The following is a 24,315-nucleotide window of genomic DNA, read 5'->3' as shown; positions in this document are numbered from 1 at the left end:
CTGCATTGCGCCGCATTCGCGTAGTTGGCGCTTGGAGCCGAAAGCCGTGCAGCAACGCCCGGCAGCGGCAACAACCGTGACCAGCGGCTGCACTGTCACAAGGTCACGCAGCCGCAAGGCCACATATCACACAAGGAGAACCATGCCAGGAGCAAACCTCACCCGCGTCGAAGCCGAGGAACGGGCGGGCATCGTCTCGTCCCCGATTCACTACGCCGTCGAACTCGATCTGACGAAAGGCCCGAAGACCTTCGGCTCGCGCACCACGCTGCGCTTCGACGCGACGCCGGGAGTCGAGACCTTCCTTGACATCATCGCCGATCGCATCACTGCAATCACCTTCAACGGCGAGCCGATCGGCCCGGCGGCAGCATATGAGGACAACCGCATAGCGCTCAAAAATCTGCACGAGCATAACGAGGTCATTGTTGAGGCGCTGTGCCGGTATTCGAACACTGGCGAGGGTCTGCACCGCAGCGTCGACCCCTCCGACGGTAACGTGTATCTTTACTCCCAGTTCGAAGTGCCGGACGCGCGGCGCGTCTACGCGGTCTTCGATCAGCCTGACATCAAAGCCGTATTCTATTTCACCATGCTGGCACCGGAAAGCTGGATCGTCACCTCGAATATGCCCGTTGCCTCGTGTGAAGCGACTCAAGGTGCAACCGCCGAAGGCACGCTGGGTGACCACGCGATCGAAGGCATCAAACGCTGGGTGTTCGAGCCGACGCCGATAATGAGCTCCTATCTCACCGCGATCTGCGCCGGGCCGTATGCGCAGTGGCATACCGAATACGCCAACGAGGACGGCCGCACCGTGCCGATGGCGATGTATTGCCGTCAGGCGCTTAAGGACGCGCTCGGCAAGGATACAGATTACCTCTTCGACATCACGAAGAAGGGCTTCGCCTTCTACGCCAAGACCTGGGGCGTGCCGTATCCGTATGCGAAGTTCGACCAGATCTACGTGCCGGAATACAATGCGGGCGCGATGGAGAACATCGGCATGGTCACGATCCGCGACTCCTACCTCTTCGAATCCAAGGTGTCCGACGCGCTGGTCGAGCGCCGCGTGGTGACCGTGCTGCACGAGCTGGCCCACATGTGGTTCGGCGATCTGGTGACCATGAAGTGGTGGAATGACCTGTGGCTCAACGAGTCCTTCGCCGAATTCATGTCGACGCTGGCCACTGCTGAAGCCACCGAATGGCACGATTCCTGGGCTACCTTCACCTCCGGCGAGAAGAGCTGGGCGCTGAACCAAGATCAGCTTTCGACCACGCACCCGATCGTTGCACCGATCAACGATCTGCATGATACCGAGGTGAACTTCGACGGCATCACCTATGCCAAGGGCGCATCCGTGTTGAAGCAGCTGGTGGCGTACGTCGGCCGCGAGCAGTTCTTCACGGGCATCAACAGCTACCTGACCAAGCACCAGTATGGCAACGCGACGCTGGCCGACCTGCTCACCGAACTGGAAGCCGCCTCCGGCCGCGACCTCAAGGCGTGGAGTGCGCAATGGCTGGAACAGGCGGGCATCAATACGATTGCCGCCGAAGTGGAGACGGCCGCGGATGGCACGATTACCGCCATGACGCTCAGGCAATCCGCGCCGGACGAGCATCCGGTGCTACGCGCGCATCGCTTGGCGATTGGCTTCTACGACGTTGATAATGCTGATAATGCAGGCGACAGTGCTGACGGCGGTACTGACGACGGCGGCACCATCGTACGTACCGACCGCTTCGAACTCGACGTCGACGGCGAAAGCACCGAGATACCGCAGGTCGTAGGCCGCAAGCGCCCGGCGTTCATTCTGGTGAACGATGACGATCTGACCTATACCAAGCTGCGCTTCGACGCGGATTCGCTCGAATTCGCCGCCGAGAACCTGTATCGCTTCGACGATGCGCTTGCCCGCGCCACGATTTGGCTGTCGCTGTGGGATATGACGCGCGACGCCGAGTTCCCGGCTGAGCGTTTCGCCGATTTGAGTCTGAAAATGCTTGCAACCGAGCACGAGTCGACCACCTTCCGCTATGCGCTGGCGACCCTGCGCACCACGGTGATGCACTATGTTGCCGCCGCTCGCGCCGACGAGGCCGCCCAGCATGCGGCCGCACGGCTCTGGCAACTGGCCCATGACGCGCAGCCCGGCTCCGACGAGCAGTTCCAGCTGGTCAGTGCCTACTTGGGCTATGGCACGGAGGGCGACGTCGAGTTCGCCACGAACGTACAAGGTCTGCTTGATGGTTCCGTCACGCTCGATGGGCTGGAAATCGACAACAATCTGCGCTGGGCCGTCATCCACGCGCTGGCCGTCGCCAACCTGATCGACGAGGCCGGAATCGACGCTGAACTCGCCAAGCGCGACACCACCGAGAACCGTGAATTCGCTTACGGTGCCCGCGCCGCGCATTCCACGCCCGAAGCCAAGAACTGGGCTTGGGATCAGGCGCTGGATAACGACACGCTGACCAACAGCCAGCTCGAAGAGGTTATCCGCGGCTTCGCGCAGGCGAACGCCGAGCTTGCCGAGCCGTATATCGACCGCTACTTCCAGACTGTGGACTGGATATGGAAGCACAAGACCTTCCACATGGCCGAGAATCTCATCGGCGGTCTGTACCCCTTCTACGCCGACCCGGCCAAGCTGGTGTCCGGCGGCACCCGCTGGCTCGAAACCCACGCCGACGCCGACCGCGCCCTGCGCCACATGATCAGCGCCAACGTCGAAGCCTCCCAGCGCACCCTCAACGTCCGCAAGTACAACGAGTCGCTGTAGAGCAGGACATAGACCCACCCCCGGGCGTATGTCATGACATGCGCGGGGTAATGCACACAAGTCGGGCGATAGCGTTGTTCGGCCGCGGAAAATAGCGGACCGAAAATGCTATCGCCCGACTTGTGCAGCCAAGGACATCGCCGCGCAGACTTTCCTGTCGGAAGGCACTGTGCGCAACTACCTTTCAGCGGTTTTCAGCAAGCTCGTCGCCCGAAACCGCTTGGAGGCCATCAGCATAACCCGCCGAAACAAGTGGCTGTGAGATATACCCAACAAAAGTGAAATGTTGGATATATCTCACATAGATGCCGCGAGGACGTGCTGCAATCGGAATCGACTGGATTAGCTGGCAAACCGAGTCTGCGAGGCGAAGCCGTCTAGATTTGCACATAATGAAATCTGCTCTGCATCCATAGTAGCGGCTGCGCGATGTTTCGTTGAGGACTGCGCGGGCAGAGCGCAGAGACCGTGATTGCGCTCAGAGCCTGTGTACGACATTGCCCCGCAATCTCGGATGGGCGAGGTTGCGGGGCAACGCGTTAATGGCAACGAGTTCCGAATGAGCTATCGGGTGAATCGTCAGGCGACGACGCTGAGCAGCGGCTCCCCGGCGTTCACGGTGGTGGCGTCGGTGGGGACCACATCGACGAACTGCTGCGAATTCGTGACTACGGTGATGACCGTCGTGTCGAAGCCGGCCTGGGCGATGTGAGCCAAGTCAACAGTGCTGAGCAGATCGCCAGCTTCCACGCGCTGTCCCTGCGTAGCGGCGGATTGGAAGCCTTCTCCGTTGAGCTTGACGGTATCGATGCCGATATGCACCAGCACTTCCACGCCGTCATCGGTCTGTATGCCGAAGGCGTGCGGCATCGCCGTGATGACAGTCCCGCTCACCGGTGCGACTACGCGGCCGTCAGAGGGATTCACTCCGGCTCCCTGGCCCAGCGCTCCGCTCGCGAATATCTGATCCGCGATATTCTGCAGGGCAACCACTGTGCCAGTGGCGGGCGCGCCGACTGCAATGACCTTGGTTTCCGTGGCGGTCTGAGTTGCAGTTGCGGTCGCACTCGCGACAGCAGGAGCTGCGGCGAGCGAAGCATCCGCCTGAGCGTCGCCGACGTGATCAGCGTCAGTTCCAGCTTCAGCCGCCACCGAAGCCGCCGAATCCTCAGGTATGTCTTTGAAACCAACCGTGAGTGTGAGGATGAAGGCGATTACAGCCGCGACTCCAGTGCCGATCATCTCCAAGGAGAAATTGCCCACGCCGATGTACACCGGTATGGTCAGGCCACCAGGCAGGGCAAATGCGGTCGTTCCGCCACCGCCCGCAGCGGCGATCGCACCGCCGACGCCGCCGCCGATAACTGCGTAGATGAAGGGCCGGCGCAACGGCAACGTCACGCCGTAGATGGCCGGTTCAGTGATGCCTGCAAACACGCCGGTGATGGTCGCCGGCCCGGCGAGCTCCTTGAGATGCTTGTTCTTGGTCTTCAGGAACACCCCGAGCACGGCACCACACATGCCGAACACGGCGGGCAGCAGGGGAGCGGAGAGATGGCTGAAGCCGTTAAGCGCGATGTCGTTGATGATGACCGGCCACACGCCCCAGTGGATGCCGAACACTACAAGCGGCTGCCACGCAGCGCCCAAGATCAGGCCGCCGACGATAGGCGCCTTGCCCCAGAGCCATTCGAGCCCGTTGGCAAGTCCTTCCGCGCACCAGCTCGACAGCGGTCCGATGGTCAGCAGCACCAGCGGAACCGTGATGAGCACGACGAGCATGGGGGAGAGGAAGTTGCGAAGATTGCTCGGCAGATATTTGTTGAGGACATGCTCGAGCTTGCTGGCGGCCCAGATCGTGATGATGATCGGGATCACCGTGTAGGTGTAATTCACGATCGCCACGGGAATGCCGATGAAATGCACGGATTTGGCGCTCGCCAGCGTGATTACCGACGGGTATATCAACGCGCAGGCAATCGCCATAGCGACGAACTGGTTTGACTTGAAGCGCTTGGCGCTCGTAGCGGCGAGGAACACAGGAAGGAAGTACAGCACGCTGTCACCGATGGCGTGCAGGATGATGTACGTCTGGCTGGTGGTGCCCAATACGTTCAGTTTGACGAGTATCAGGAGCAGGGCCGAGACCAGTCCGGTGCCCGACAGCACCCAGATGATGGGCAGGAAGATCGAGGAAATCATGGCGATGAACCGCATCGCCAGATTCTGCTGCTTGCCTGCCGGCTCGTTGCCATCGGAGGCATCGGCTGAGTCTGCGCTGCCTGTAGCCTCGGCGGAGCCGATGTTCGAGATGCCGATAATCGCATCGTACAGCAGCGGCACATCATTGCCCACGACAATCTGGTATTGGCCACCCGCGCTCACTGTGGTGATGACCTTCGGATCGGCGCGGAGCGCTGCCTCGTCGACCTTTGATTCGTCCTTGAGCTGCAGACGTATTCGCGTGGCGCAGTGGGTCATATTAATGACGTTCTGCTCACCGCCCACGCCCTTGAGCAAGCGCCGGGCGCTCGCGGTCCAGTCGTATGCCATCTCGTATCCTCCTTGATAAACGTGCTTCATCGTTCGTCTATATGTACGAGAACCTGATTCTACAGCATGGATGTACGATGTAACTCGTTCCGCCGCGTCGCGGATTGGGGGTTAAGTTAAGACCCACGTTTCTTAACTTAACCCACGCACTCAGGCATCGGTAACCAGCCATTAATACAAGTCGCGGTTTTGTAACTGGTCTGTAACAGCTTCACCGCGATTGCGCGGGCGATGTTGGCGAGAATGGAAGTCACCAATCACGAATCCGCTATACAAAAGAGGTTTCGATGTTACAGATTTCCACGATTCTCGGCTCCGACGACCAACCGGCAAGCCTTGATGCGTTCAGTGGGCTGACCAAGGGCTCGCCGGCCCCGTTCTGGTTGTTCCAAGGAGTGTGCGCGGCTTGGGGCATCGAGAAAAGCCGAGCCGAAATCCAACTTATCACCGTCTCGGAGAACGCGACCTTCGTGCTCAAGCTCGACGGCAAGGAGGAAGGCGTCGTGCGCGTCTCACAGCCTGGATACGTAGGCGGGCCGCAGGCGGTGGCCTCTGAGATCCTATGGCTCAACGCACTGCACGACATCGATGGCGTCAGGCTCATCAATCCCGTGCCCACGGTCCGTGGCACCTTCGTGACCACGATCCATGACACCAGCGGCATCGGCTGGACGGTGGTCTCCACCAAATTCGTCAGCGGCGAGGTGCTCGAAGACCTCGACAACCCGGCACCGTACTACGAGACCATCGGCTCGTGGGCGGCACTGTTCCACGAGCAGTCGCGCCATTGGAAACCGCCGTATGGCTTCCAACGGTTCAATTGGGATCTGTCGAATATGGTCGGCCCATCCCCGCGCTGGGGACGGTGGGAAAGCGCGAATCTGAATGATGACGAGCGCGAGACGTGCGAAAAGGCGCTATGGAAGGCGATGGACGTGGTCATGAAAGTGCCGCGCACCAACGAGACCTGGGGCTTGATTCACGCCGATCTGCGCCCTTCGAATGTGATCAGAGCCGAGGACGGCGAGCTGACCATCATCGACTTCGATGACGCCGGATACAGCTGGTACCTCTACGATTACGCGTCGTCGCTGAGCTTCATCGAGCACGAGTCATACGCTCCCGAACTCGCTCAGGCATGGGTGCGGGGATACGAGCGCCAAGCCGGTCGGTTCAGCGCCGACGAGCTCGAAACCATGTCCGCGCTGTCGATGATTCGCCGCCTGCAGATGCTCGGCTGGACCACCAATCACCGCGAGGATGCGCTGCCTGACGGGCTGGCAGCAGCCCAGGCGCCAGGCAGCGTCGAATGCGCACGACGGTATCTCGAAGATTCGCTGTGGCTGCAGCGGTAACAGGTCAGCGCGAATCAGCGGACAGCCATAATTCATTGTCATTGGCTGCTCATCATTGACTTCTCATCATTAACTTCGTGCTGCGTATTGTCTTCTGCAGCCGCTCCCGCAGCTGCCATCCGCAGCACAGCGGAACCATTCTCATAGTCAACTCACGGAAAGGAATACGGTCACCATGTCTACAGCAACGACCGACGAACACAGAAGCACCGGGCCAGCCGGCGTCACCTATATCACCACCAGCGACGATTATTTCGAAAAGCGCCAGCTCAAACGAACCGCAGGTGTTTTCGGCCTGTGGGCCATCGGCATATCTGCAGTGATTTCCGGAGATTTCTCCGGCTGGAACGGCGGCATCGCCCAAGCCGGCTGGGGCGGCATGCTTATCGCCGCCCTCGTGGTATATGCGATGTATGTGATGATGCTCAATTCCATCAGCGAAATGGCTTCGGCCATGCCGCACACCGGCGGCGCATACTCCTTCGCGCGCGCTGCAATGGGGCCGTGGGGCGGGTTCTTCACCGGCTTGGCGGAAACCATCGAATACGTGATGACCGCGGCGACCATCGTGTATTTCTCGTCGGCATACGCAGATGCGATACTCTCCGACCTCACCGGATACTCGCTGACTCATCACGGGCTGCAATGGGTGTGGTGGCTCATTCTGTACGTTGCATTCGTCGTGATCAACTGGCTCGGCGCGGAGACCTCGTTCCGTTTCGCTCAGGTCATATCAATCATTGCGCTGGCCATTGTCGCAGTCTTCGGCATCGGTGCGATCATCTCCGGCAAAATAGACTTCTCCTCGCTGTTGAACATCAAGCCCGAACACGGCGATAACGCCTTCCTGCCGTTTAGCACTGGTGCAATATTCTACGCGATGCCCTTCGCCATGTGGCTCTTCCTGGGCATTGAGCAGCTGCCGTTGGCCGCCGAAGAAGTGCGCGAGCCTGAACGCAACATTCCGAAGGCCTCACGCTGGTGCATTTTCACGCTGGGACTGTCCGCACTGGTCATCGTCTTCCTCAATCCTGCGGTTGTCGGCTCTAAGGCGCTCGCCGGCTCCGACGAACCGCTGCTCGACGGCTACCGGGCGATTCTGCCGGGCAATCTCGCAGCTGTGCTCTCTGCATTCGCGCTGATCGGCCTGCTCGCGTCGATTCAGGGCATCATGTTCGCCTATGGCCGCAACCTGTACTCGCTCTCCCGCGCCGGCTACTATCCGGCCTTCCTAAGTCTGACTGGCAAGAAGAAGACGCCGTACTGGGGGCTAGTCGTCGGCGCGATCATCGGATTCGCCACGCTGTTCATCATCGCCTACGGCGGTTCCGGAGCAGGCTCGGTCGTGCTGAACATCGCAGTGTGGGGCGCTGTGCTTGCCTACCTGCTGCAGATGGTGTCCTTCGTGCTGCTGCGCAAGAGGATGCCGGATATCAAGAGGCCATTCGTCAGCAAATACGGCGTTCCTGGAGCTGTGATCTCAGGGCTGCTCGCGCTGGTGATTTTCGTTGCAGTGCTCTTCAACCCGGATTATCGCCTGGCGGTGTATGCGATGGTCGCCATTTACCTCGTGGCTACGGCGTTCTTCGCACTGTACGGTCGCAAGCATCTGGTCTTGTCTCCCGAGGAAGAGTTCGCAGCGTCTGGCGGTTCGGCGCAGTACAAAACCGAATGATTTCTGGGCTGGCGTAAGACGAATCATGGTAAGTCTACAATCGCTACAGCCAGCCAAAACGGTCAAAGGAGTCTGACGTGCAGCGACGCGGAACGTGCGTCGCCGCACGTCGGACCAACCGAGACACAACCCTCATCCAATCTCAATCCAACGAAGGAAAAGAAATAATGGCAACCCGTTCAACGATCATGGACACCAACAGCTTCCGGCCTGAAATGGCAAACGAGCTGGACCCTGAGACGCGCAAGCTGACGGAAGAGCGCGAAGTGCTGGGGCCAGCGTACCGGCTGTTCTACCGCAAGCCCGTGCATCTGGTCAAAGGCGTCGGCTCGCATTTGTGGGACGCCGACGGCGTCGAGTATCTGGACGTGTACAACAATGTCGCGTCGGTCGGGCACTGCCATCCGCGCGTGGTCGAGGCCATTGCGAACCAGGCCTCGCTGCTCAACACGCATACGCGCTATCTGCACGAGAATGTCCTCAATTACGCCGATGACATTCTTTCCACCATGCCGGATGAACTCGACCGCGTGATGTTCCAATGCACCGGCTCGGAGGCCAATGATCTCGCGGTGCGCGTGGCACGGACGTATACGGGCGGGCAGGGCATCATCGTCACCGCCGAGGCCTACCACGGCAATAGCGCGTTGACTTCCGGACTTTCGCCGGCCTTGGGCACGGCCCAGACGCTGGGGCTGACCATGCGCATGATTCCTACTCCTGACACGTATCGGCTTGAGATTGACGGCGTTCCGGCCTCGCAGTGCAAGCCGGAGGCCTTTGGCGCGTGGATGGCCGGGGAAGTGCGCAAGGCCGCTGCCGATATGCAGCGCCACGGAATCGCCTTCGCCGGGCTGCTGGCCGATTCTATCTTCTCCTCCGACGGCGTGTACCCTGATCCGGTCGGCTATCTGAAACCGGTGATTGACGCCGTGCACGAGCTGGGCGGCGTGTGGATCGCGGACGAAGTGCAGCCGGGCTTCACGCGCACGGGTGATGCCTTCTGGGGCTTCGCACGCCAAGGCATCGTGCCTGACATCGTCACTTCGGGCAAGCCGATGGCGAACGGACTGCCGACCTCCATGATGGCCGTGCGGCATGAGGTGCTGGAACCCTTCGCCGGTTCGATTCCCTATTTCAACACCTTCGGCGGCAACCCCGTATGCATGGCGGCGGCGCAGGCAGTGCTGAACGTCATGCGCGATGAAGACACCATGGGCAACGCGCGTACGGTTGGCGCGCATTTCAAGGCTGTGCTCACCGAAATGCAGCAGCATCATGCGTGCATCGGCGATGTGCGCGGAGCCGGGCTGTATATCGCGTGCGAAATCGTGAAGCCGGGCACGAAGGAGGCCGATCAGCCGATGGCGCTCAATATTCTCGAGTCCTTGCGCGAGCATCGCGTGCTGACCTCGGTGTGCGGGCGCTATGGCAACATCCTCAAGCTGCGCCCGCCGCTGGTTTTCAGCGACAGCGACATCGACTGGTTCGCTGACGCCTTCGAGAAGACCCTGAGCGAGCTTAAGGCCTGAGATTCCTGAGCCTGAGGCCGGGCAAGGCTAGCCAAGGCCGCGTGGCCCATTGCGCATGCGGCTGCGCAACCGGTGAAACGGCGGGCCGTTGTACATATTCACAATTGCATGTACAACGGCCCATGCCTTCCTCGAAACCGTTCAACGTTACGATGGGCTACAACATAGCCGGATGATATGCATAAGCGCTTGCCATCAGTGGCATGTCAGGAAGGAGAGTATACGTGCATGACGGGCAGGGGCGTGCCGGTAGCGTTCGCCGCCGGTATGCCCACAGCGAGACCATACGCCGGCTGCGCGCGATAATCGGTTCAGGCGAATACGAGATCGGCGAGCGGCTCGGATCGGAGCGCGCGCTGGCCGCACAATTGGACATCAGCCGCGCCGACTTGCGCCTCGCTTTGGCAAGCCTTGAAACGACACATGAGATACGCCGCACCATCGGCAGGGGCGGCGGCATTCTGGTCTCCGACAGCCGGTTGGAACGCAATATCAACACCGTCGAATCGCTGCCGATTATCGCCCGCCGCCAAGGCTTCCTCGTCTCCTCGCAGGTGCTTTCCGCATCGATTGCCACAGCATCAAGCTCCGATATGCGACGTTTGGAACTCAAAGAGACACCGGCTTCGATCTACGACATCGTACGACTGCGATTCATCGATGAAACGCCGTTGTCGTTGGAAATCAGCCATCTTCCGGCGCAGACCTTTCCCATGCTGCTCACCCGTGACCTCACCGAGTCCTTTTATACGATTTTCGAACGCGACTATGACGTGCGCCCCTGCATCGTCGACGAAACCGTGGAACCGATGCTGTGCAATGCCAAAGAAGCTCGGCTTTTGCAAGTCCCCGAGGGAACCCCTGTCGTCAGGATTCGGCGCATCGCGCGTGACGTGGACGGGAAGCCATTCGAGCGGGCCACCGATGTGTACATCGCCTCGCGAGTGCGTTTCACCATGCATCATTCCGGCTATGTCAGGCTCTCTGCCACGGCGAAGGAGGCAAGGGAGACAAAGGAGCCCAACGAGCCGGAGTCCAACCCGCGCGGGCTTTGAACAAACTGTTCCGTGATTTTCTGCCCTGAAAGTTGGGTTAGGTGTTGTCATGTCGATGCTGCCATGTCGCTCCCTCGCGGGAGCGTGGGAGCAATGTCGATGAAGGAGGGCAGGACTATGACCCAGCTTTTCGCGCTTCCCACGTGGAGCCAGTTGCTGTCCGCCGTGCTGACGATGCTGCTGTGCGGCCTTATCGGCTTCGAACGCGAATACCACGGCAAGGCGGCGGGCATCCGCACGCATGTGCTCGTCGGCATCGGCAGCTGGCTGTTCACCATGATTTCGTTCTATGGGTACCAGGCGATGGGCGGGCCTACTGGCAGCTGGGATCCGCTGCGCGTGGCGGCTCAAGTGGTTTCCGGCATCGGGTTCATCGGCGCCGGCGTGATCTTCGTCCACCGCGACAACGTGCGCGGGCTGACCACTGCCGCGGGCATCTGGGTTTCCGCCGCCATTGGCATGGCATTGGCATGCGGCCTGTTCTCGCTGAGCGTGCTGACGGCTCTGCTGTACTTCCTTGCGGTGCTCGGTCTTGCGCCGCTCGTGCACTATCTGACTCAGCGCCGCCGCCATGCGACGATTCGGCTGACCTACCTTAACGGCAAAGGTTCTTTGCGCTCTTCCCTGCTCGAACTCGAACGGGAAGGCTTCGAAACCCAAGTGACCTCTTCGCGCAACGTCGAAGCCAATTCGTGCAGCATGGTGGCCGTGGAAATTCGCGTGCAGGGCAGGGTTACCCCGGACATGGTAAGTGCGCTCGCCCGCATCGACGGCGTGAAGGACGCGGAACTGATGCTCGGCGATGAGGAGTGACGTTTTGGCTGCGTTGAATGATTCGCCCGCCGACATCACCGACGTGGTGTTCGGCTGGTATGGGGTGATGGTGGAGCGCTTGCCGCGGCTTGTATTGGAAGGACAATACCCGTCTGGCGTCATTGACATGGTGCTTGACACGGACGATATCTGGGGCTTTGACTATTACGACGCGATGCTCGAATGTGGGTGGAGCGAGGAGCGAGTGCTCGCGGACTATGAGCAGCATCACGGGCCTGCGGTGGCATGGGTGTTGCGCGTGTATCTCGAGCGTCGGCGTCTGGCGCTGCATGCCGTGATGCCTGGGATGGGCGCGATGCTGTGCGACTTGCGCTCGCGGAGGATTCGGATGTGGGCGTTGGCGAATGCCGCAGCGGTCGACTACGACATGGCGCTTGAGCAATTCCCTGAGCTCGGGGCCTTGTCCGGCAGCATCGTCTCCGCGCGCGAGAGGCTGCGCATGCCCGATCCCGTGCTGATGCATCGCGCTGAGGAGCGGTTCGGACGACTCGGCCTTGACGTCAGCCGTACCCTGTACGTTGACACCGATACACGCAGCGTCGAAGTCGCACGGCAAGCCGGCTGGCGCGGCGTGGTATTTCAGGATGCGGGCCAGCTCCGACGCGAGCTGGCGCTAGATTGGCGTCCGTTTTATAGAGCTAGCGAGGGGCCATCGCTACAATCCTGCCTATAACTGGTGCTTGGCGTCCGTTTTGTAGCGACAGCCTTCTCATAATGGAACGAAAGCGTCGCACCACCCACTCGTCAGCGACGCTTCTGCTCCAGTAGGCTCGGTTACTAATACAATCCGTACGCATGGCAGACCTGGTTATTTCGCGATCGACTTCTTGGCAGCCCTGAATTCCCGGGTGGATACGAGGGCGTTGCTGAGAATGATGAGCGCGATGCCGGCCCATTCGTTGGGTCGGAGTGCCTGATGCAGCAGGAGCCATCCGGCCAGCGCGGCCCACACGGGGTTGAGGCTGGTGAAGGTGCCGAACATCTGGGCCGGCACTCGTCTCAGAGCGAGCATATCGGCGGCATAGGGGATGGCTGAGGCCATCAGGCCGCAGGCCACGGCGAGAACGATCGACATCACGGTCGGAGTGTGAACGGCGAACCATGCGATTGCGATGGGTATCCATACCATGGCGGTGAGGAGGCTGGCGGTGGCGGTTCCCTGCAGACCGGGGAGGCGCTGGCCGAGCGAGCGGTTGAGCAGAATGTAGACGCCCCAAGCTGTCGCGGCGAGTAAAGCGCAGGCAATGCCGATGACATCCGTTGTCGGGCCAGGATCGGTCAGCACGATTACTCCTACGGCGGCAAGTATGGCGCACGCGACATCGATGATGCGCCGTGAGCTGGCTATGGCCACGATCAGCGGCCCGAGGAATTCCAGCGTGACGGCCATGGCCAGGCCTATGCGGCTGACCGCTGTGTACAGGCTGAGATTCATCACGCTGTATACGACCACCAGTCCGATGATCGGCCGCCACTGGTCCTTGCGCAGCCCGCGAAGCGTGGGGTGCGCGATGGGGGCGAGCACGATGGCAGTGACGAACTGGCGGATGGCGACCACGCCGACCGGGCCGATTATCGGGAACGCTTGGGCACCAAGGGCGGCGCCTACTTGATTGGAAACGGAACTGGTCAGCATCATGCCGATGCCGGTTGCGCGCTGCGCCGCATTCGCCGTTTGCACGGACAATTGCTTGTGTTGTTTGCCGCTCGCCGGCGCTGTGCTAGGCGTTGCGTCAGACGCTGCGCCTGAAGTTGCGACCGGAGTGGCAACAGACTCCGCAGCCGATGCTGCAGTTGGTGACACAGAAGAATGACCGATGCTGTGATGTTCCATGCTGCTACAGTAAGTCACAATCAGCAATAATCCTATTGCAAGTCATGACATAGACATACGTTTAGGTTATGGATTTGAGTCTTCGGGAGATTCGGTTTTTCGTAGCCGCCGCTGAAACGGGATCATTCACCGATGCGGCACCGCAGCTTCACGTGTCGCAGGCTGCGGTTTCGCGCACTATTGCAAACCTAGAAAAGGCCGCCGGGAGCAAACTATTACGACGATTGCCGCGCGGGTGCGAACTCACCGGCGTCGGCCAGCAGATCTTGCCGCATGCCCGTCGGGTGCTGGCCGAGGCCGAGCGGCTGCGCGAAGTGCTGGCTTCGCAGCACAGCACGCTTCGACTGGGGTACGCATGGTCGGCGCTTGGCTCCCACACGGTGCCATTGCAGCGGGAATGGGCGAAGAAGCACCAGGATATCGCGTTGGAGCTTATCAGATACAATTCGCCCACGTCGGGACTTGCGGAAGGGCTGTGCGATGCGGCTATCGTGCGCATTCCCGTGAATGACAAACGATTCGACTCCGTGGTGGTCGGCTTGGAGCGGCGGCTGGTCGCGTTCGCCTCGGACGACCTGCTCTGGTCCCAGCGCGAACGGGTCACCATGGGCGAGATCGCCGAGCGCACGGTTATCATCGACCCGCGCACCGGGACCACAAACATCCAGCTATGGAGCGGTTTGGAATATACCCCGAAGGTCATCGAGTCCAATGACGTCGATAGCTGGCTCGACGCCATAGCGGCGGGGCAGGGGGTCGGGACCACGGCCGAAGCCACTGCGCACCATCATCCCCGGCCCGGCATCAGCTACCGGCCGATAACCGACGGCCCGCGCATACCCGTGCGGCTCGTCTGGTGGCACGACGAGCAGCCCGCCGGCTTGAACGACCTGATTGGCACCGTCACGCAGCTGTACGCGAGCGACTGAGCGGACTAACGGGCGCAGGCTCAGCGTACGTTTTCCCCCACCGTAGTGAAGTCCGTATTGGAAAACGTACGATGAATGATGCTCAGTGTACGTTTTCCAATATGAGGCTGCGAAGCGTGGCGGAAAACGTACGCTGACTCACACGATTCGCCGGTCGGCGGCCCAGCGGGTCAGCTCGGTGCGATTCGAAAGCTGGAGCTTGCGCAGCACCGAGCTGACATGGGTTTCAACGGTTTTGATGGAGATGAACAGTTCGGCGGCTACTTCCTTGTAGGTGTATCCGCGGGCGATGAGGCGCATGACCTCCTGCTCGCGCGCCGAAAGACGGTCGAGCTCGTCGTCATGCGCGGCGGGGGCGACGTCTTGGAAGGTGGAGAGCACGAATCCGGCGAGCTTGGGCGAGAACACCGCATAGCCCTCATGCACCTGGATAATCGAGTTCATCAGATCTTGCCCGGTGATGGTCTTGGTCACGTAGCCGCGTGCCCCGGCGCGGATGACGGAGCCGACGTCCTTGGGCGAATCCGAGACGGAAAGCGCCAGAAATGCCGAATCGGGGGAAAGCGGCTGCGATTTGGCGAGGATTTCTGCGCCGCCTCCGCCCTCGCCGCCGGGCACATGCACATCGAGCAGCACCACATCGGGCGCGGTCTGGCTGATCATCGCGATGGAGCCTTCGACATCGGCTGCCTGCCCGACGATCTGGAAATACGGCTGCAGCGTGGCGATGACGCCCGCACGGAACATCTCATGGTCATCGACGACGGCGATGCGGATATGTTTGAGATCTTCGTTGCTGTGGCTGGGGGAGGGGTCGGTGTGTTGAGCATCATCGCCCGAAAATTCGACGTTTGTAGCGGGTTTATTGTCGAAGGTATCGGTGCCGTTCATCGTTGCTCCTTGTTATTCGCGTCGTCACTGGTGCTGTGCGGTTTGCCGCCGCCCGCGTCGTTGCTGTGTGGCTTATCGGCAGCTGCGCCGTTATCCGCACTGCCATGAGTATGTTCAGCAGTCTCATCGGCTTTGCCGTCTCCGTCGCCCACGCAGGTGACCGGCATATGCATGCGCACTTCGGTTCCCCAATTCGGCTTCGACACAATCTCCACTGTACCGCCGCGCCGCGTGATGCGCCCGACGATCGATTCGCGGATGCCGAGCCGATTGGCGGGTACGGCATCCACGTCGAAACCGCTGCCGTGGTCGCGCACGTACACTTCGACCGTGCCCTTGCCCGCCTCGCAGTACACCGAAATCGGCTCGCCGCCATGCGTGGCCGCGTTGACCAGCGCCTGCCGCGAGGCGTCGAGCAGCGCGTCAGTCTGAGCGCTGGGCAGCGCGTCGCCCACGGTCACCACCTCGATCGGCTTGCCATGCTCATCCTCGACCTGCGCGGCGATATCGCTCAGGCCCCGGCTCACGGAGCGCTCGGGCGGCGTGCGTTCCTGATAGAGCCAGTCGCGCAGCTCGCGCTCCTGCTGGCGGGCCAGCGTGAACACCGTGGTCGGCTCCTCGCTGTGCAATTGAATCAGCGCCAGCGTCTGCAGCACGCCGTCGTGCAGATGGGCTGTCATATCGGCGCGTTCCTCCTCACGCTCCTTGAGCGCCCGCTCGGTGCCCACATCGCGGATTAAGGAATGCATCCACGGTACAATCGCGATGCCGGTGCCCACGAGCATCGCCAGACCGGCGAGAAGCACCATGCGGATATCCGGATTGCCGGCGTTCGCAGGCGATGAATTCATATGCGCCGAAGAGACGATATACGTCGTAAAGGCAAGGAATTGCATGGCGATACCGATGATCATCGAGCGCAGTTGCCCGTTTTCGGCGTTATAGCGCAGCCATGAGATGCCGATACCCGCGAGCGAAATCAGCGTGGCGGCGAGAATGCCTACGGCGAGGCCTGTGGCGGCCAGCAGCACGCCAATCGCAAGGATCAGTAACCCAGCGAGTGCGAACAACGACGATTTTGGAGCGCGACGCAGCGCCGCCAGGAGGCTTTCCGCAGAGCCACGTATATCGTCTGCAGCGTCATGCACGGCATTGTCGGAGGCGTATTCGTGGGCGGTGGCGCTGCCCTTGCCGGTACTATCAGCTGGCGGCCTCGTGGCATTGCCCTGCGTGGTCCTGCCTTGCGCGGCTCTGCCCCGTGCTGCGGCGTAAGGCCTATTGCCATGCGACAGCGGCGAATCGGCCACCGGAACGTCGTGCGCGAGTGCCGCGGCAGCGCGCACCGGGTCGCCGGAAGGAACGAAAATCCACAGGAACAGGTAGGCGATGAGGCCGGACCCGAACAGGAAAGTCGAAGCCAGAAACGCCAGCCGCACCGGCCAGACCTTGATGCCCAGGTGTTTGGCAATCCCCAGGCACACTCCGCACAGCATGCGGCCGTGCTCCGGGCGCATCAGCGGCAGCACGGCAGGATGGACTGGCGGCGCCAAAGGGCTGGGCGTCATGCCGTGCATCGGGCCGGGCGTCATGCCGGGAGCGCCGTTGTGCTGCGGCGGTCGCATGGTGGTGGTCTGCGTCATACCCTCTATTGTGCCTTCCTGATGCGCCCAAGGGTAGGCGGAGCGCCAGAGTTCAGGGGATAATCAGGGTGTTCCCTGATACTATGCGGCGCGTGCGTTTGCTGTAATAGAGGCATGAGCAATCCATATGACGCGGCACCGCCGCAAGAACCACATCCGCAGGATCCGTACGACACCATGTTCTCGACCCATGCGCGACGCTTCTTCGCATGGATACGGAGCGGCCGCATCAGCCGCAGCGAAGACCGCTGGGTCGGCGGCGTGTGCGCCGGGCTGGCCGAGCGCATCGGGTGGAGTCCGGTGCTCGTGCGCGCGCTGATGGTCGCCTCCACCGTGGTATTCGGCTTCGGCCTGGCGTTCTACGCCCTCGCCTGGTTCCTGCTGCCCGACGACTATGACGGTCGCATCATGGCGCAGGATCTCGTCAATGGGGTCTGGCGCTGGGTGATGCTGGGGCCGCTGGCCATGTTCGTGGCCGTATTCGTATTCCCCGGCCGTGGGCTGTTCGTGGACGCGCTTGCGCTCGCGGCGCTGCTGGTCGTGGTCAACAATCTCTCGCATCGCGAGCATATCGCTGGCAGGGGAGCTGGGTACACCGGGCCACAGGGCAACCCATCTGGGCCGCAGCCGAATCCTGAAGGATGGCGTCCGTGGTTCGGCGGACCTACGGGCGGACCTGCGCCTAGGCCGGCTGGTTCTACCCGTCCTACTGGCCCCACCGGTCCAGCAAGTCCGGCTAGTTCATATTCCGGCAGGCCAGTCGGGCAAACTGGGCCAGCCAGTCCAGCAGGTACTGAGCCGCCAACATATGGCATGCCGCCTGCAAGCGGCTACGGAACGGCCCATTCCGCGGCAAACACAAGTGCTGCAGGCTCTGCAGGCCCCATGAACGGCTCTGCGGGCTGGGCTCCCGGCACCGGCCCTGCTGCGTCGGCCGCGTCAGCATATCGTCGACCGGTGCCGCCGCATGACCCGCATTATGCGAGCCATCTTGCGCATGACATTCGTGACCAGAGCTTTGCGGTGCCGCCGCCTGTGCCAAGGTGCGTGCGGCGCAAACCGGCCGGCTTCGGCGTGGTCATGGCCGTGCTCGGGCTGATATTCGTCTCGGCGGCGGCGCTGTTCGGCACGCAGCTGAACGCCAGCCTTTATCTCGGCGATATCGTGAAGATGGCGGTGCTGTGGAGCGCCGGCGTGTGCCTGCTTATCGGTGGCGTGATCGTAGTGCTCGGGCTGATGGGCCGGCGTTCGGGCGGGCTGATTCCGCTGGCCTGGCTGGCGGGTTTCGTCGCGGTCAGCTTCGCCGTCGTCGGCGCGTTCTATACGTACAATCTCAACGATATGAGACTGACGAATGCCTCGTATGCCACAGTTTCAGGGCAGAGCGAGCGTTCATTCGGGCCGAGCGAGCACGACATGACGACGCTGAAGAACGGCGTCGCCTTCGTAGGCAACGACTATGACAGCAATCGTGCCAGCATCGATTTGAGCGGCTATGCAAAGGGGCGCAAGCCACATGATATGAAGCTCGACAGCGGCAAGACGGTGCCCTCGCAATGCCCCACCGGCGTCATCAATCTCACCGCCTACCGCACGCAGGTGTCGATAACGCTGCCCGATGGATGCTCGTACGGGTTTGGCAACGGCATCGATAATTGGCAATACTATGGTTCCGTGCGGTCGGTCGGCGGACGGTATGCGTCCATGAACCGATCGTCGTCAGCTGGCCTCTTCGAATTCATGCAATATACAGGCCATGAGAACGACAGCAATTATCAATGGCTGTATGGCGATGATCGGCCCGTCGACGGGCCAGAGCTGTGGATCAACGCCACGCATGTGATCGAGGCCAGATTCTCGGTGCGCTACGCCTCCGAACCTGCTGCAAGCACTAGCGACATGACCTGGGATGACATGAACGGTGTTATCTGGAACGGTTCTTCTGCTTCCTCGTCCTCCTTATCATCGCAGGTGCCTGCGGTGACGCTTGCCGCCTGGAACAGTGTGAATGATGGGAATGCCGCGCAAGACACGAGGCACGCGAAAGAATCCGCCACGCAATTGAGAGTGATTAATGCGCAGCAATCCGTATCGACTAAGGAGTTTGGCCATGAGTGAGTTCAACGAGACGCCGGAGACCAATCGCGATGATGTCGAAGCCGTACGCCCGGCAGAGTGTTCGACGAATACCGCGCAAATGCCTATCTACAATGGGCATGTGAAGGATGACGCCGACGTGACGCCAGTACCGGACGCCAATACCGACACAGGCGCTGAAGCGACTGAGATTCTTGGCACGACTGCAATTCCTGACGCATCCGGAAATCCTAGTGCCGTCGAGAGCTTTGACGCAACAGAAATCATTGAGAAGAGTGAAGGCTCTGACACGGCCGAAACCGTCCAGTTGTCGAGCGCTCTGGACAAGGCAGCGTCGGTTGAAGCAACTGCGGTCATCGTCTCGTCTGAAAGCATTGACTCGGCTGAAAGTGCCGACGCATCTGAAAATATTGACTCGCGTGAAACTGGTGCCGAGCGTGAGCCTGATAACAGTGGAGCGGGCGCGAATGCAGCCGGTTCTGATGTCGAAACCGAATACATCACGGAATCAGCGTTCGATGCTATGGATGCTTCCACAGTGGCCTTCGATGGGGTTGGTGAGGCCAACAGGGCCGCCGAATCGAACAGCACTGCCGAGCCAAACGGAGCTGTTAAATCGAACGAAACCGAAGGCGACGCTGCCGAGCAAACTGACGCCGATGAGCCCACGTCGGCCACAGCGCAAGGCGACCAGCCTGCTTCGACTTCGGTGCCGCTGTACGCGACTGAGCCGCCACGAGGCTATGGCTACCAGCAGACGGGCGCGAACCAGCAGCATGGCGCGAAACCGCAGGCTTTCTGGAATCCTCAGCACTCCCAGCACCCCCAGCAGCCATACGTGCAGGTGCCGCGTGAGTCGCAGCCAGTCGCTCCGCTGATGGTGAAAACCGGGCCAAGCGTCGCAACGATTGTCTTCGGCACGCTCGGTCTGGTGCTGGGGGCGATTACCGCCGCGTTCGGGCTGTTCTTCCCGATGACAGCCGTCGTCGACCCGGTCGTGAACTTCCGCGTAGCCATCGCCGCGCTATGCGCCATACTAGGCGGCATCCTCATCGTCGTAGCGCTGATATGGGCGCTGGTCTCCTGGTTGCGCCGAGGCAATCGGCGTTTAGATGCAGAGGACGTTGATACGGAGCAGGCAGCAAAATAGAAGCCCCAGGCATCGTCAGAATGCGTGGAATCATGCGGTTTCTGACGATGCAATCGCACCTTGTGCCCCTGCGTGCCACCGATGCTGGAAAACTAGTTCGGTCCGCTATGACGTGCCGGATACTCGGTCAAGCTTTGGCTGGCGTATCAAAGGCGGAGTCGATGGTGCTGATGCGGGCGAAGCGTCCGGCGAGGGCGAACTCGGTGCGTTCAATGATCGCGTCGGTGCCAAGCACCGCTCCGGTGTCAGGCCAGCGGATGGGGAAGGTGGCGGTGGCTTCGGTGACGAAGGTGACATGGTACCCGAGGTCGGCGGCGACCCGGGCCGTGGTTTCGCAGCACTGTTCGGTCTGGATGCCGCAGATCACGAGATCGGTTATACCAGCACGGGTCAGGTGCTGGGCGAGATTCGTGGTCGTGAACGCGTTGCGAGAGGTCTTCGTGACGATATGCTCGCCCTCGGCGGGATTGAGACCGTCAAGCGGCCGGACGAGCCCGTGCGCCGGATCGAATTCATCGTTCGAGTTCGGGGATGCGTGAAGCACCCAGACAACCTGATGGCCCTTTTCGCGCGCAGTGGCTACGAGACGGGCCACATTGGTGACGATATCCGGGTTCGAGACCTGGCCCCATTCGGGCAGAGCGGAGAAGGAACGCTGCATGTCGATCACGATCAGGGCGGAATGCGAAGAAGTCATATCCCTATTCTCGCCCGACGACACGACCCGCAACGTGATGATGTGACGATACATCTGACGGAGTCGCTCGGGGGTGTCGCGAGTGCGTAGCACTCGCGAGGTGCTGCTGTTCTCCAAAGTGAGTTTTACGGATTGTCGTTGGGCTCGCTGTAAGTGGGTTCGTGCAGAAATGTTTCGTCCATCACTGGTCCGACATGCCGAACCCGATTGGCGTCACTGTAACTGACTGGCATGACGACGACGGCATGCTCCGACGGCTGTGCCGGTGAGCCTGCTATGTGTGCGTAAAACCGTGAAACATTTCGACTTGACAGTTAGAATTCTAATAGTTAAGATTCTAACTATGATCGCTCGCATCGCAGATATCACCACCGCCATCCGCACGCTCGCCTTCGCCCAACGAGAAGATGCAGACGCTTGGGTGCGCGGCAGCGGTCTCACCAGGCAGCAGGCGTTCAGCCTCGGTTTCATCGAGGGACGGCAACATCGCGGAGTGATCGCCCGCGATCTAGCTGAAAGCACTCGGACCACGCCGGCCTCCGTCGCCAGTGTGCTCAAAGGGCTGGAGGAGCGCGGACTGGTGGTCAGATGGCCATCCCCGGAAGATTCCCGGGTCAAATTGCTGACCGTGACCCCCGAGGGATCACGGCTCGTCGTCGGTTACGAAGAGCGGATGTGGGCCGATCAGGCCCAGCGCCTCTCCGTGCTCAGCGATGATGAACAAGAGCAGCTGCTCACGCTGCTCAGGCGTGTCACGGCCGGGGTACAAATGCCCGAGCGGCCGCGCGCCTTCCCGGAGGCTGCGCGCCCCGAATAAGCGCCACGTCTTTATCCCATTATCTTTCTTTTCGTATATTCGTAGACCCCTGCATGCGCTGGAGCCTGCCCGAAAACACCCCAAATGGAGGGTCTACCATGTCTGAAAACAATCAGAACATCCTTGCCAAAGCGCCGATATGGAAGGCGCTTGCCCATCTGTGCATCCCCATGATCGCCGGTCTGCTTATCGGCGTCGTCTACAATATCGTCAACGCCGGCTTCATCGGCTCGCTACCTGAATCGACTCCGTTGCTTGCCGCTCTGACATTCTCACTGCCCGTCTTTTCGCTGCTCATGGCCGTGGGCAACGTTTTCGGCGTCGGCGGCGGCACCTACATCTCCCGTCTGCTCGGCTCCGACCAGCACGAGGAGCCGCAGCCAGCTTCCGGCGCAAACGCCGCTGAGCAAGATTCCACGGGAATCCGCATCCGCCAAGTCGGCGCGTTCACTGTTTGGGGCGCGGCTCTGGGAGGCGTCGTGGTCGGCATCCTCGGCGTCATCTTCGCCACGCCGATATCCATGGCCATCGGTGCCTCCGGCGCCGACCTGCTCCCGACCTCGCAGTACATCGGCGCGATGTTCGCGTTCGCTCCCGCGCTGGTCTGCGCCTTCGCGATGGAACAGGTCGTGCGCTCGGAAGGTGCCGCAACCGCCTCGATGATTGGTCTGATTGCCTCCACCATCGCCAATCTGGTGTTCGACGTGCTGTTCATCCTGATCCTTGGCTGGGGCGTGCTCGGCGCGGGCATCGCGCTGGGCCTCTCGAACGTCGTCGCCGTCGCCTACTACGGATGGTGGCTGAGCAGGAGGGCTGCCGCGGTATCCATCGCGCCGAAATGGTTCCACATCGATCGCACCATGCTGGCCACCGTCTTCGGGGTGGGCGTCTCGGAGTTTCTGCAGGCCTCGTTCCTTATCGTCACCGGTCTGGTGCTCAACTGGATCGCCATCGCCTACGGGGATGCCCTGCTCGCTGCCTTCGGCGTGGCCCAGCGCGTAGCCCAATTCCCGGAGATGATCTGCATGGGGCTGTTCATGGGAGCCGTGCCGCTATTTGCTTTCAGCTTCGGTGCTGGCAATCAGCCGCGACTGCATACCGCCGTCAGAAACGTCGCCATCGCCATCGCCGGGGTCACCGTCGTATGCTCCGGACTCATGTTCCTGTTCCGCAATCCGCTCTTCGCCTTGTTCAGCCACGATCCCGCAGTCGTCAGCGACGGCGTCCTGATTCTTACCGCCATGCTTATCTCAACCCTGTTCAACGGTTTCACCGGACTCATTATCGCGGTGTTCCAAGCCACCGAGCAGATGAAGGCGGCTACAGTCATGTCCGTGCTCCAAGGCGTGCTCTTCATCCCCGTCGTGCTCATCGGCAACGCGGTATTCGGCATGAACGGCGTGATCTGGGCCATGACGGCCACTGAGATCATGACCTTCATCGTCGGCATCGTGCTCTACCTCGTTGGCAGCCGCAGGCCGCAGCAAGCGCCAGTGCCCGACGTTGCGGTTCGGTAGACAGTCCGGGCCGAAGGCTTAGGAGCTGCACAAACATGCGGTTTCGGCCTTTTGGAAGCTTATTTGGCTAGGTATAGCCGCTTTTGAAAGCTAGAACTTCTTAGATATTCCTTACTTCCTGATCGTGGAGCACGAGGGTGATCAGATAGTATTCGGAAAGCTTGCCCCATTCGCCGGACTCGACGCACATGATACTCAGTTCGGACATATGGAATCCCTGCGAACAGAAGAGGTGCCGGGGAATACCCCCGGCGGCTTGGAGCCTTCCTTGGCAAACCCCAGAGAAAGCAATTCCATTGTAGGGTATGGCTATCGTTGATGCCACATAACTTTCGCGCTCGCTTTTACCTGAGACACCTCGGGAAAACGTGGAATAGGAATGGAAGTGGAAGCCGGATTCCCTGTGCATCATGGGGGCCGGCTTCCGCGCCATCCGGTATCTCTGCCGCCTCAGATCCATCGCACGGCGCAATCCATTCCGTCATTTTCCGCGATTCTACTCCGTACTTTTCCTTGATTTCACTCCGCTGTTTTCCCTATCTGCGCCCCGTCATTGTCTGTCGTCTACGATGGGTGTCATGACGCATACGCCAAACGATGAACTCGATCTCGACGCATGGACTCGCAGTCAGCCTCAGGAGGACCTGGCTGAGCTGCTTGCCGCCGCCGTCACGGATGTTCCCGGCGTCCAAGCCCGATCGATGCAGGAAACCGGTGACATGGGCAGCCTCGCCGCGCTCGTGGACGAAATGCTCAAGCCCTCTGCGCGCTTTTACGATTACTATCAGTCGATCGATTACGCTAACGGCTGCTATGACACGGTTGTGATGCTGTGCCAATTCGCGCATCAGCAGCCCACCTCCGATCTTGTGCCGATTCTCGAACGTGCTCTCACGCTGACGACGCGGGCGACGATGCCGAGCGCACGTTCCGTGAGTTCGTGCAGCAAAC

At 60.9% G+C, this 24,315-nt stretch carries 18 protein-coding genes and 1 pseudogene; 13 read left to right on the top strand and 6 right to left on the bottom strand.

The annotated features are described in order from the left end of the window. Positions 1 to 142: 142 nt before the first annotated feature. Together pepN and DDF78_RS12320 are read left to right on the top strand one after the other, a co-directional pair. The gene (pepN, locus tag DDF78_RS09380) at positions 143 to 2,788 is read left to right on the top strand and encodes an aminopeptidase N (protein ID WP_152581114.1); all 2,646 of its coding nucleotides are present in this window, start codon (positions 143 to 145) and stop codon (positions 2,786 to 2,788) included. Between the two features lie 91 nt (positions 2,789 to 2,879). Next, complete coding sequence (locus DDF78_RS12320) at positions 2,880 to 3,050, top strand: response regulator transcription factor (protein ID WP_152581165.1); 171 nt, start codon at positions 2,880 to 2,882, stop codon at positions 3,048 to 3,050. A 317-nt stretch (positions 3,051 to 3,367) separates the two neighbouring features. Here the strand turns inward: DDF78_RS12320 and DDF78_RS09370 are convergent, their stop codons facing one another. Then, entirely contained in the window at positions 3,368 to 5,341 is a 1,974-nt protein-coding gene (locus DDF78_RS09370) for a beta-glucoside-specific PTS transporter subunit IIABC (protein ID WP_162000754.1), read from the bottom strand. A gap of 287 nt (positions 5,342 to 5,628) precedes the next feature. Between DDF78_RS09370 and DDF78_RS09365 the strand changes: the two genes are divergently transcribed. The 6 genes from DDF78_RS09365 to DDF78_RS09340 all read left to right on the top strand — a co-directional run bounded on the left by DDF78_RS09365 (position 5,629) and on the right by DDF78_RS09340 (position 12,465). Then, a complete protein-coding gene (locus DDF78_RS09365) occupies positions 5,629 to 6,696 on the top strand; it encodes a phosphotransferase enzyme family protein (RefSeq protein ID WP_152581116.1) in 1,068 nt (355 codons plus the stop codon). Positions 6,697 to 6,871: 175 nt separating this feature from the next. Continuing rightward, positions 6,872 to 8,371, top strand: coding sequence for an amino acid permease (locus DDF78_RS09360; RefSeq protein ID WP_152581117.1), 1,500 nt, complete (start codon positions 6,872 to 6,874; stop codon positions 8,369 to 8,371). 167 nt (positions 8,372 to 8,538) lie between these two features. Next, complete coding sequence (locus tag DDF78_RS09355) at positions 8,539 to 9,903, top strand: aspartate aminotransferase family protein (RefSeq protein WP_152581118.1); 1,365 nt, start codon at positions 8,539 to 8,541, stop codon at positions 9,901 to 9,903. A 224-nt stretch (positions 9,904 to 10,127) separates the two neighbouring features. Beyond that, entirely contained in the window at positions 10,128 to 10,958 is an 831-nt protein-coding gene (locus tag DDF78_RS09350; RefSeq protein ID WP_237564629.1) for a GntR family transcriptional regulator, read from the top strand. A 117-nt stretch (positions 10,959 to 11,075) separates the two neighbouring features. Further along, positions 11,076 to 11,771 carry an MgtC/SapB family protein gene (locus DDF78_RS09345; protein ID WP_162000755.1) on the top strand — a complete coding sequence of 232 codons (696 nt, stop codon included), beginning with the start codon at positions 11,076 to 11,078 and terminating at the stop codon, positions 11,769 to 11,771. A gap of 4 nt (positions 11,772 to 11,775) precedes the next feature. Beyond that, a complete protein-coding gene (locus tag DDF78_RS09340; protein WP_152581121.1) occupies positions 11,776 to 12,465 on the top strand; it encodes an HAD family hydrolase in 690 nt (229 codons plus the stop codon). A 135-nt stretch (positions 12,466 to 12,600) separates the two neighbouring features. On the opposite strand, the gene DDF78_RS09335 is transcribed toward DDF78_RS09340, so the two are convergent. Next, positions 12,601 to 13,473 carry an EamA family transporter gene (locus DDF78_RS09335; RefSeq protein WP_202613260.1) on the bottom strand — a complete coding sequence of 291 codons (873 nt, stop codon included), beginning with the start codon at positions 13,471 to 13,473 and terminating at the stop codon, positions 12,601 to 12,603. 221 nt (positions 13,474 to 13,694) lie between these two features. Between DDF78_RS09335 and DDF78_RS09330 the strand changes: the two genes are divergently transcribed. Then, positions 13,695 to 14,555, top strand: a complete 861-nt coding sequence (locus DDF78_RS09330) for a LysR family transcriptional regulator (protein WP_152581122.1) — start codon at positions 13,695 to 13,697, stop codon at positions 14,553 to 14,555. A 138-nt stretch (positions 14,556 to 14,693) separates the two neighbouring features. On the opposite strand, the gene DDF78_RS09325 is transcribed toward DDF78_RS09330, so the two are convergent. Both DDF78_RS09325 and DDF78_RS09320 read right to left on the bottom strand, forming a co-directional pair. Then, a complete protein-coding gene (locus tag DDF78_RS09325) occupies positions 14,694 to 15,446 on the bottom strand; it encodes a LuxR C-terminal-related transcriptional regulator (RefSeq protein WP_152581123.1) in 753 nt (250 codons plus the stop codon). After that, complete coding sequence (locus DDF78_RS09320; protein ID WP_419465476.1) at positions 15,443 to 17,035, bottom strand: PspC domain-containing protein; 1,593 nt, start codon at positions 17,033 to 17,035, stop codon at positions 15,443 to 15,445. Before DDF78_RS09320 ends, DDF78_RS09325 begins: the two co-directional genes overlap by 4 nt. A 165-nt stretch (positions 17,036 to 17,200) precedes the next feature. Between DDF78_RS09320 and DDF78_RS09315 the strand changes: the two genes are divergently transcribed. Further along, positions 17,201 to 19,204, top strand: a complete 2,004-nt coding sequence (locus DDF78_RS09315; protein ID WP_152581124.1) for a PspC domain-containing protein — start codon at positions 17,201 to 17,203, stop codon at positions 19,202 to 19,204. Further along, complete coding sequence (locus DDF78_RS09310; RefSeq protein ID WP_152581125.1) at positions 19,197 to 20,333, top strand: hypothetical protein; 1,137 nt, start codon at positions 19,197 to 19,199, stop codon at positions 20,331 to 20,333. Before DDF78_RS09315 ends, DDF78_RS09310 begins: the two co-directional genes overlap by 8 nt. 127 nt (positions 20,334 to 20,460) lie before the next feature. On the opposite strand, the gene DDF78_RS09305 is transcribed toward DDF78_RS09310, so the two are convergent. Then, on the bottom strand, positions 20,461 to 21,030 hold the full coding sequence (locus tag DDF78_RS09305) for a cysteine hydrolase family protein (protein WP_152581126.1): 570 nt from the start codon (positions 21,028 to 21,030) through the stop codon (positions 20,461 to 20,463). Positions 21,031 to 21,373: 343 nt separating this feature from the next. Between DDF78_RS09305 and DDF78_RS09300 the strand changes: the two genes are divergently transcribed. Together DDF78_RS09300 and DDF78_RS09295 are read left to right on the top strand one after the other, a co-directional pair. Beyond that, entirely contained in the window at positions 21,374 to 21,847 is a 474-nt protein-coding gene (locus DDF78_RS09300) for a MarR family winged helix-turn-helix transcriptional regulator (RefSeq protein WP_152581127.1), read from the top strand. 98 nt (positions 21,848 to 21,945) lie between these two features. Next, positions 21,946 to 23,364, top strand: coding sequence for an MATE family efflux transporter (locus tag DDF78_RS09295; protein ID WP_162000756.1), 1,419 nt, complete (start codon positions 21,946 to 21,948; stop codon positions 23,362 to 23,364). Between the two features lie 118 nt (positions 23,365 to 23,482). Here DDF78_RS09295 and DDF78_RS12455 read toward each other — a convergent pair. Continuing rightward, a pseudogene (locus tag DDF78_RS12455) lies at positions 23,483 to 23,572 on the bottom strand (DUF3800 domain-containing protein); the annotation flags it as partial. Positions 23,573 to 24,315 lie beyond the last annotated feature (743 nt).

It is taken from the genome of Bifidobacterium tibiigranuli (assembly GCF_009371885.1).
GTDB classification, from domain to species: Bacteria; Actinomycetota; Actinomycetes; order Actinomycetales; family Bifidobacteriaceae; genus Bifidobacterium; species Bifidobacterium tibiigranuli.
This window is presented reverse-complemented; position numbering and strand designations above follow the sequence as displayed.

Coding starts and splice junctions, on each gene's coding strand:
- pepN (WP_152581114.1), top strand. CDS start 143: ATGCCAGGAGCAAACCTCACCCGCGTCGAAGCCGAGGAACGGGCGGGC.
- DDF78_RS09300 (WP_152581127.1), top strand. CDS start 21,374: ATGATCGCTCGCATCGCAGATATCACCACCGCCATCCGCACGCTCGCC.
- DDF78_RS09345 (WP_162000755.1), top strand. CDS start 11,076: ATGACCCAGCTTTTCGCGCTTCCCACGTGGAGCCAGTTGCTGTCCGCC.
- DDF78_RS09315 (WP_152581124.1), top strand. CDS start 17,201: ATGAGCAATCCATATGACGCGGCACCGCCGCAAGAACCACATCCGCAG.
- DDF78_RS09330 (WP_152581122.1), top strand. CDS start 13,695: ATGGATTTGAGTCTTCGGGAGATTCGGTTTTTCGTAGCCGCCGCTGAA.
- DDF78_RS09295 (WP_162000756.1), top strand. CDS start 21,946: ATGTCTGAAAACAATCAGAACATCCTTGCCAAAGCGCCGATATGGAAG.
- DDF78_RS09360 (WP_152581117.1), top strand. CDS start 6,872: ATGTCTACAGCAACGACCGACGAACACAGAAGCACCGGGCCAGCCGGC.
- DDF78_RS09305 (WP_152581126.1), bottom strand. CDS start 21,030: ATGACTTCTTCGCATTCCGCCCTGATCGTGATCGACATGCAGCGTTCC.
- DDF78_RS09310 (WP_152581125.1), top strand. CDS start 19,197: ATGAGTGAGTTCAACGAGACGCCGGAGACCAATCGCGATGATGTCGAA.
- DDF78_RS09365 (WP_152581116.1), top strand. CDS start 5,629: ATGTTACAGATTTCCACGATTCTCGGCTCCGACGACCAACCGGCAAGC.
- DDF78_RS09325 (WP_152581123.1), bottom strand. CDS start 15,446: ATGAACGGCACCGATACCTTCGACAATAAACCCGCTACAAACGTCGAA.
- DDF78_RS09320 (WP_419465476.1), bottom strand. CDS start 17,035: ATGACGCCCGGCCCGATGCACGGCATGACGCCCAGCCCTTTGGCGCCG.
- DDF78_RS09370 (WP_162000754.1), bottom strand. CDS start 5,341: ATGGCATACGACTGGACCGCGAGCGCCCGGCGCTTGCTCAAGGGCGTG.
- DDF78_RS09355 (WP_152581118.1), top strand. CDS start 8,539: ATGGCAACCCGTTCAACGATCATGGACACCAACAGCTTCCGGCCTGAA.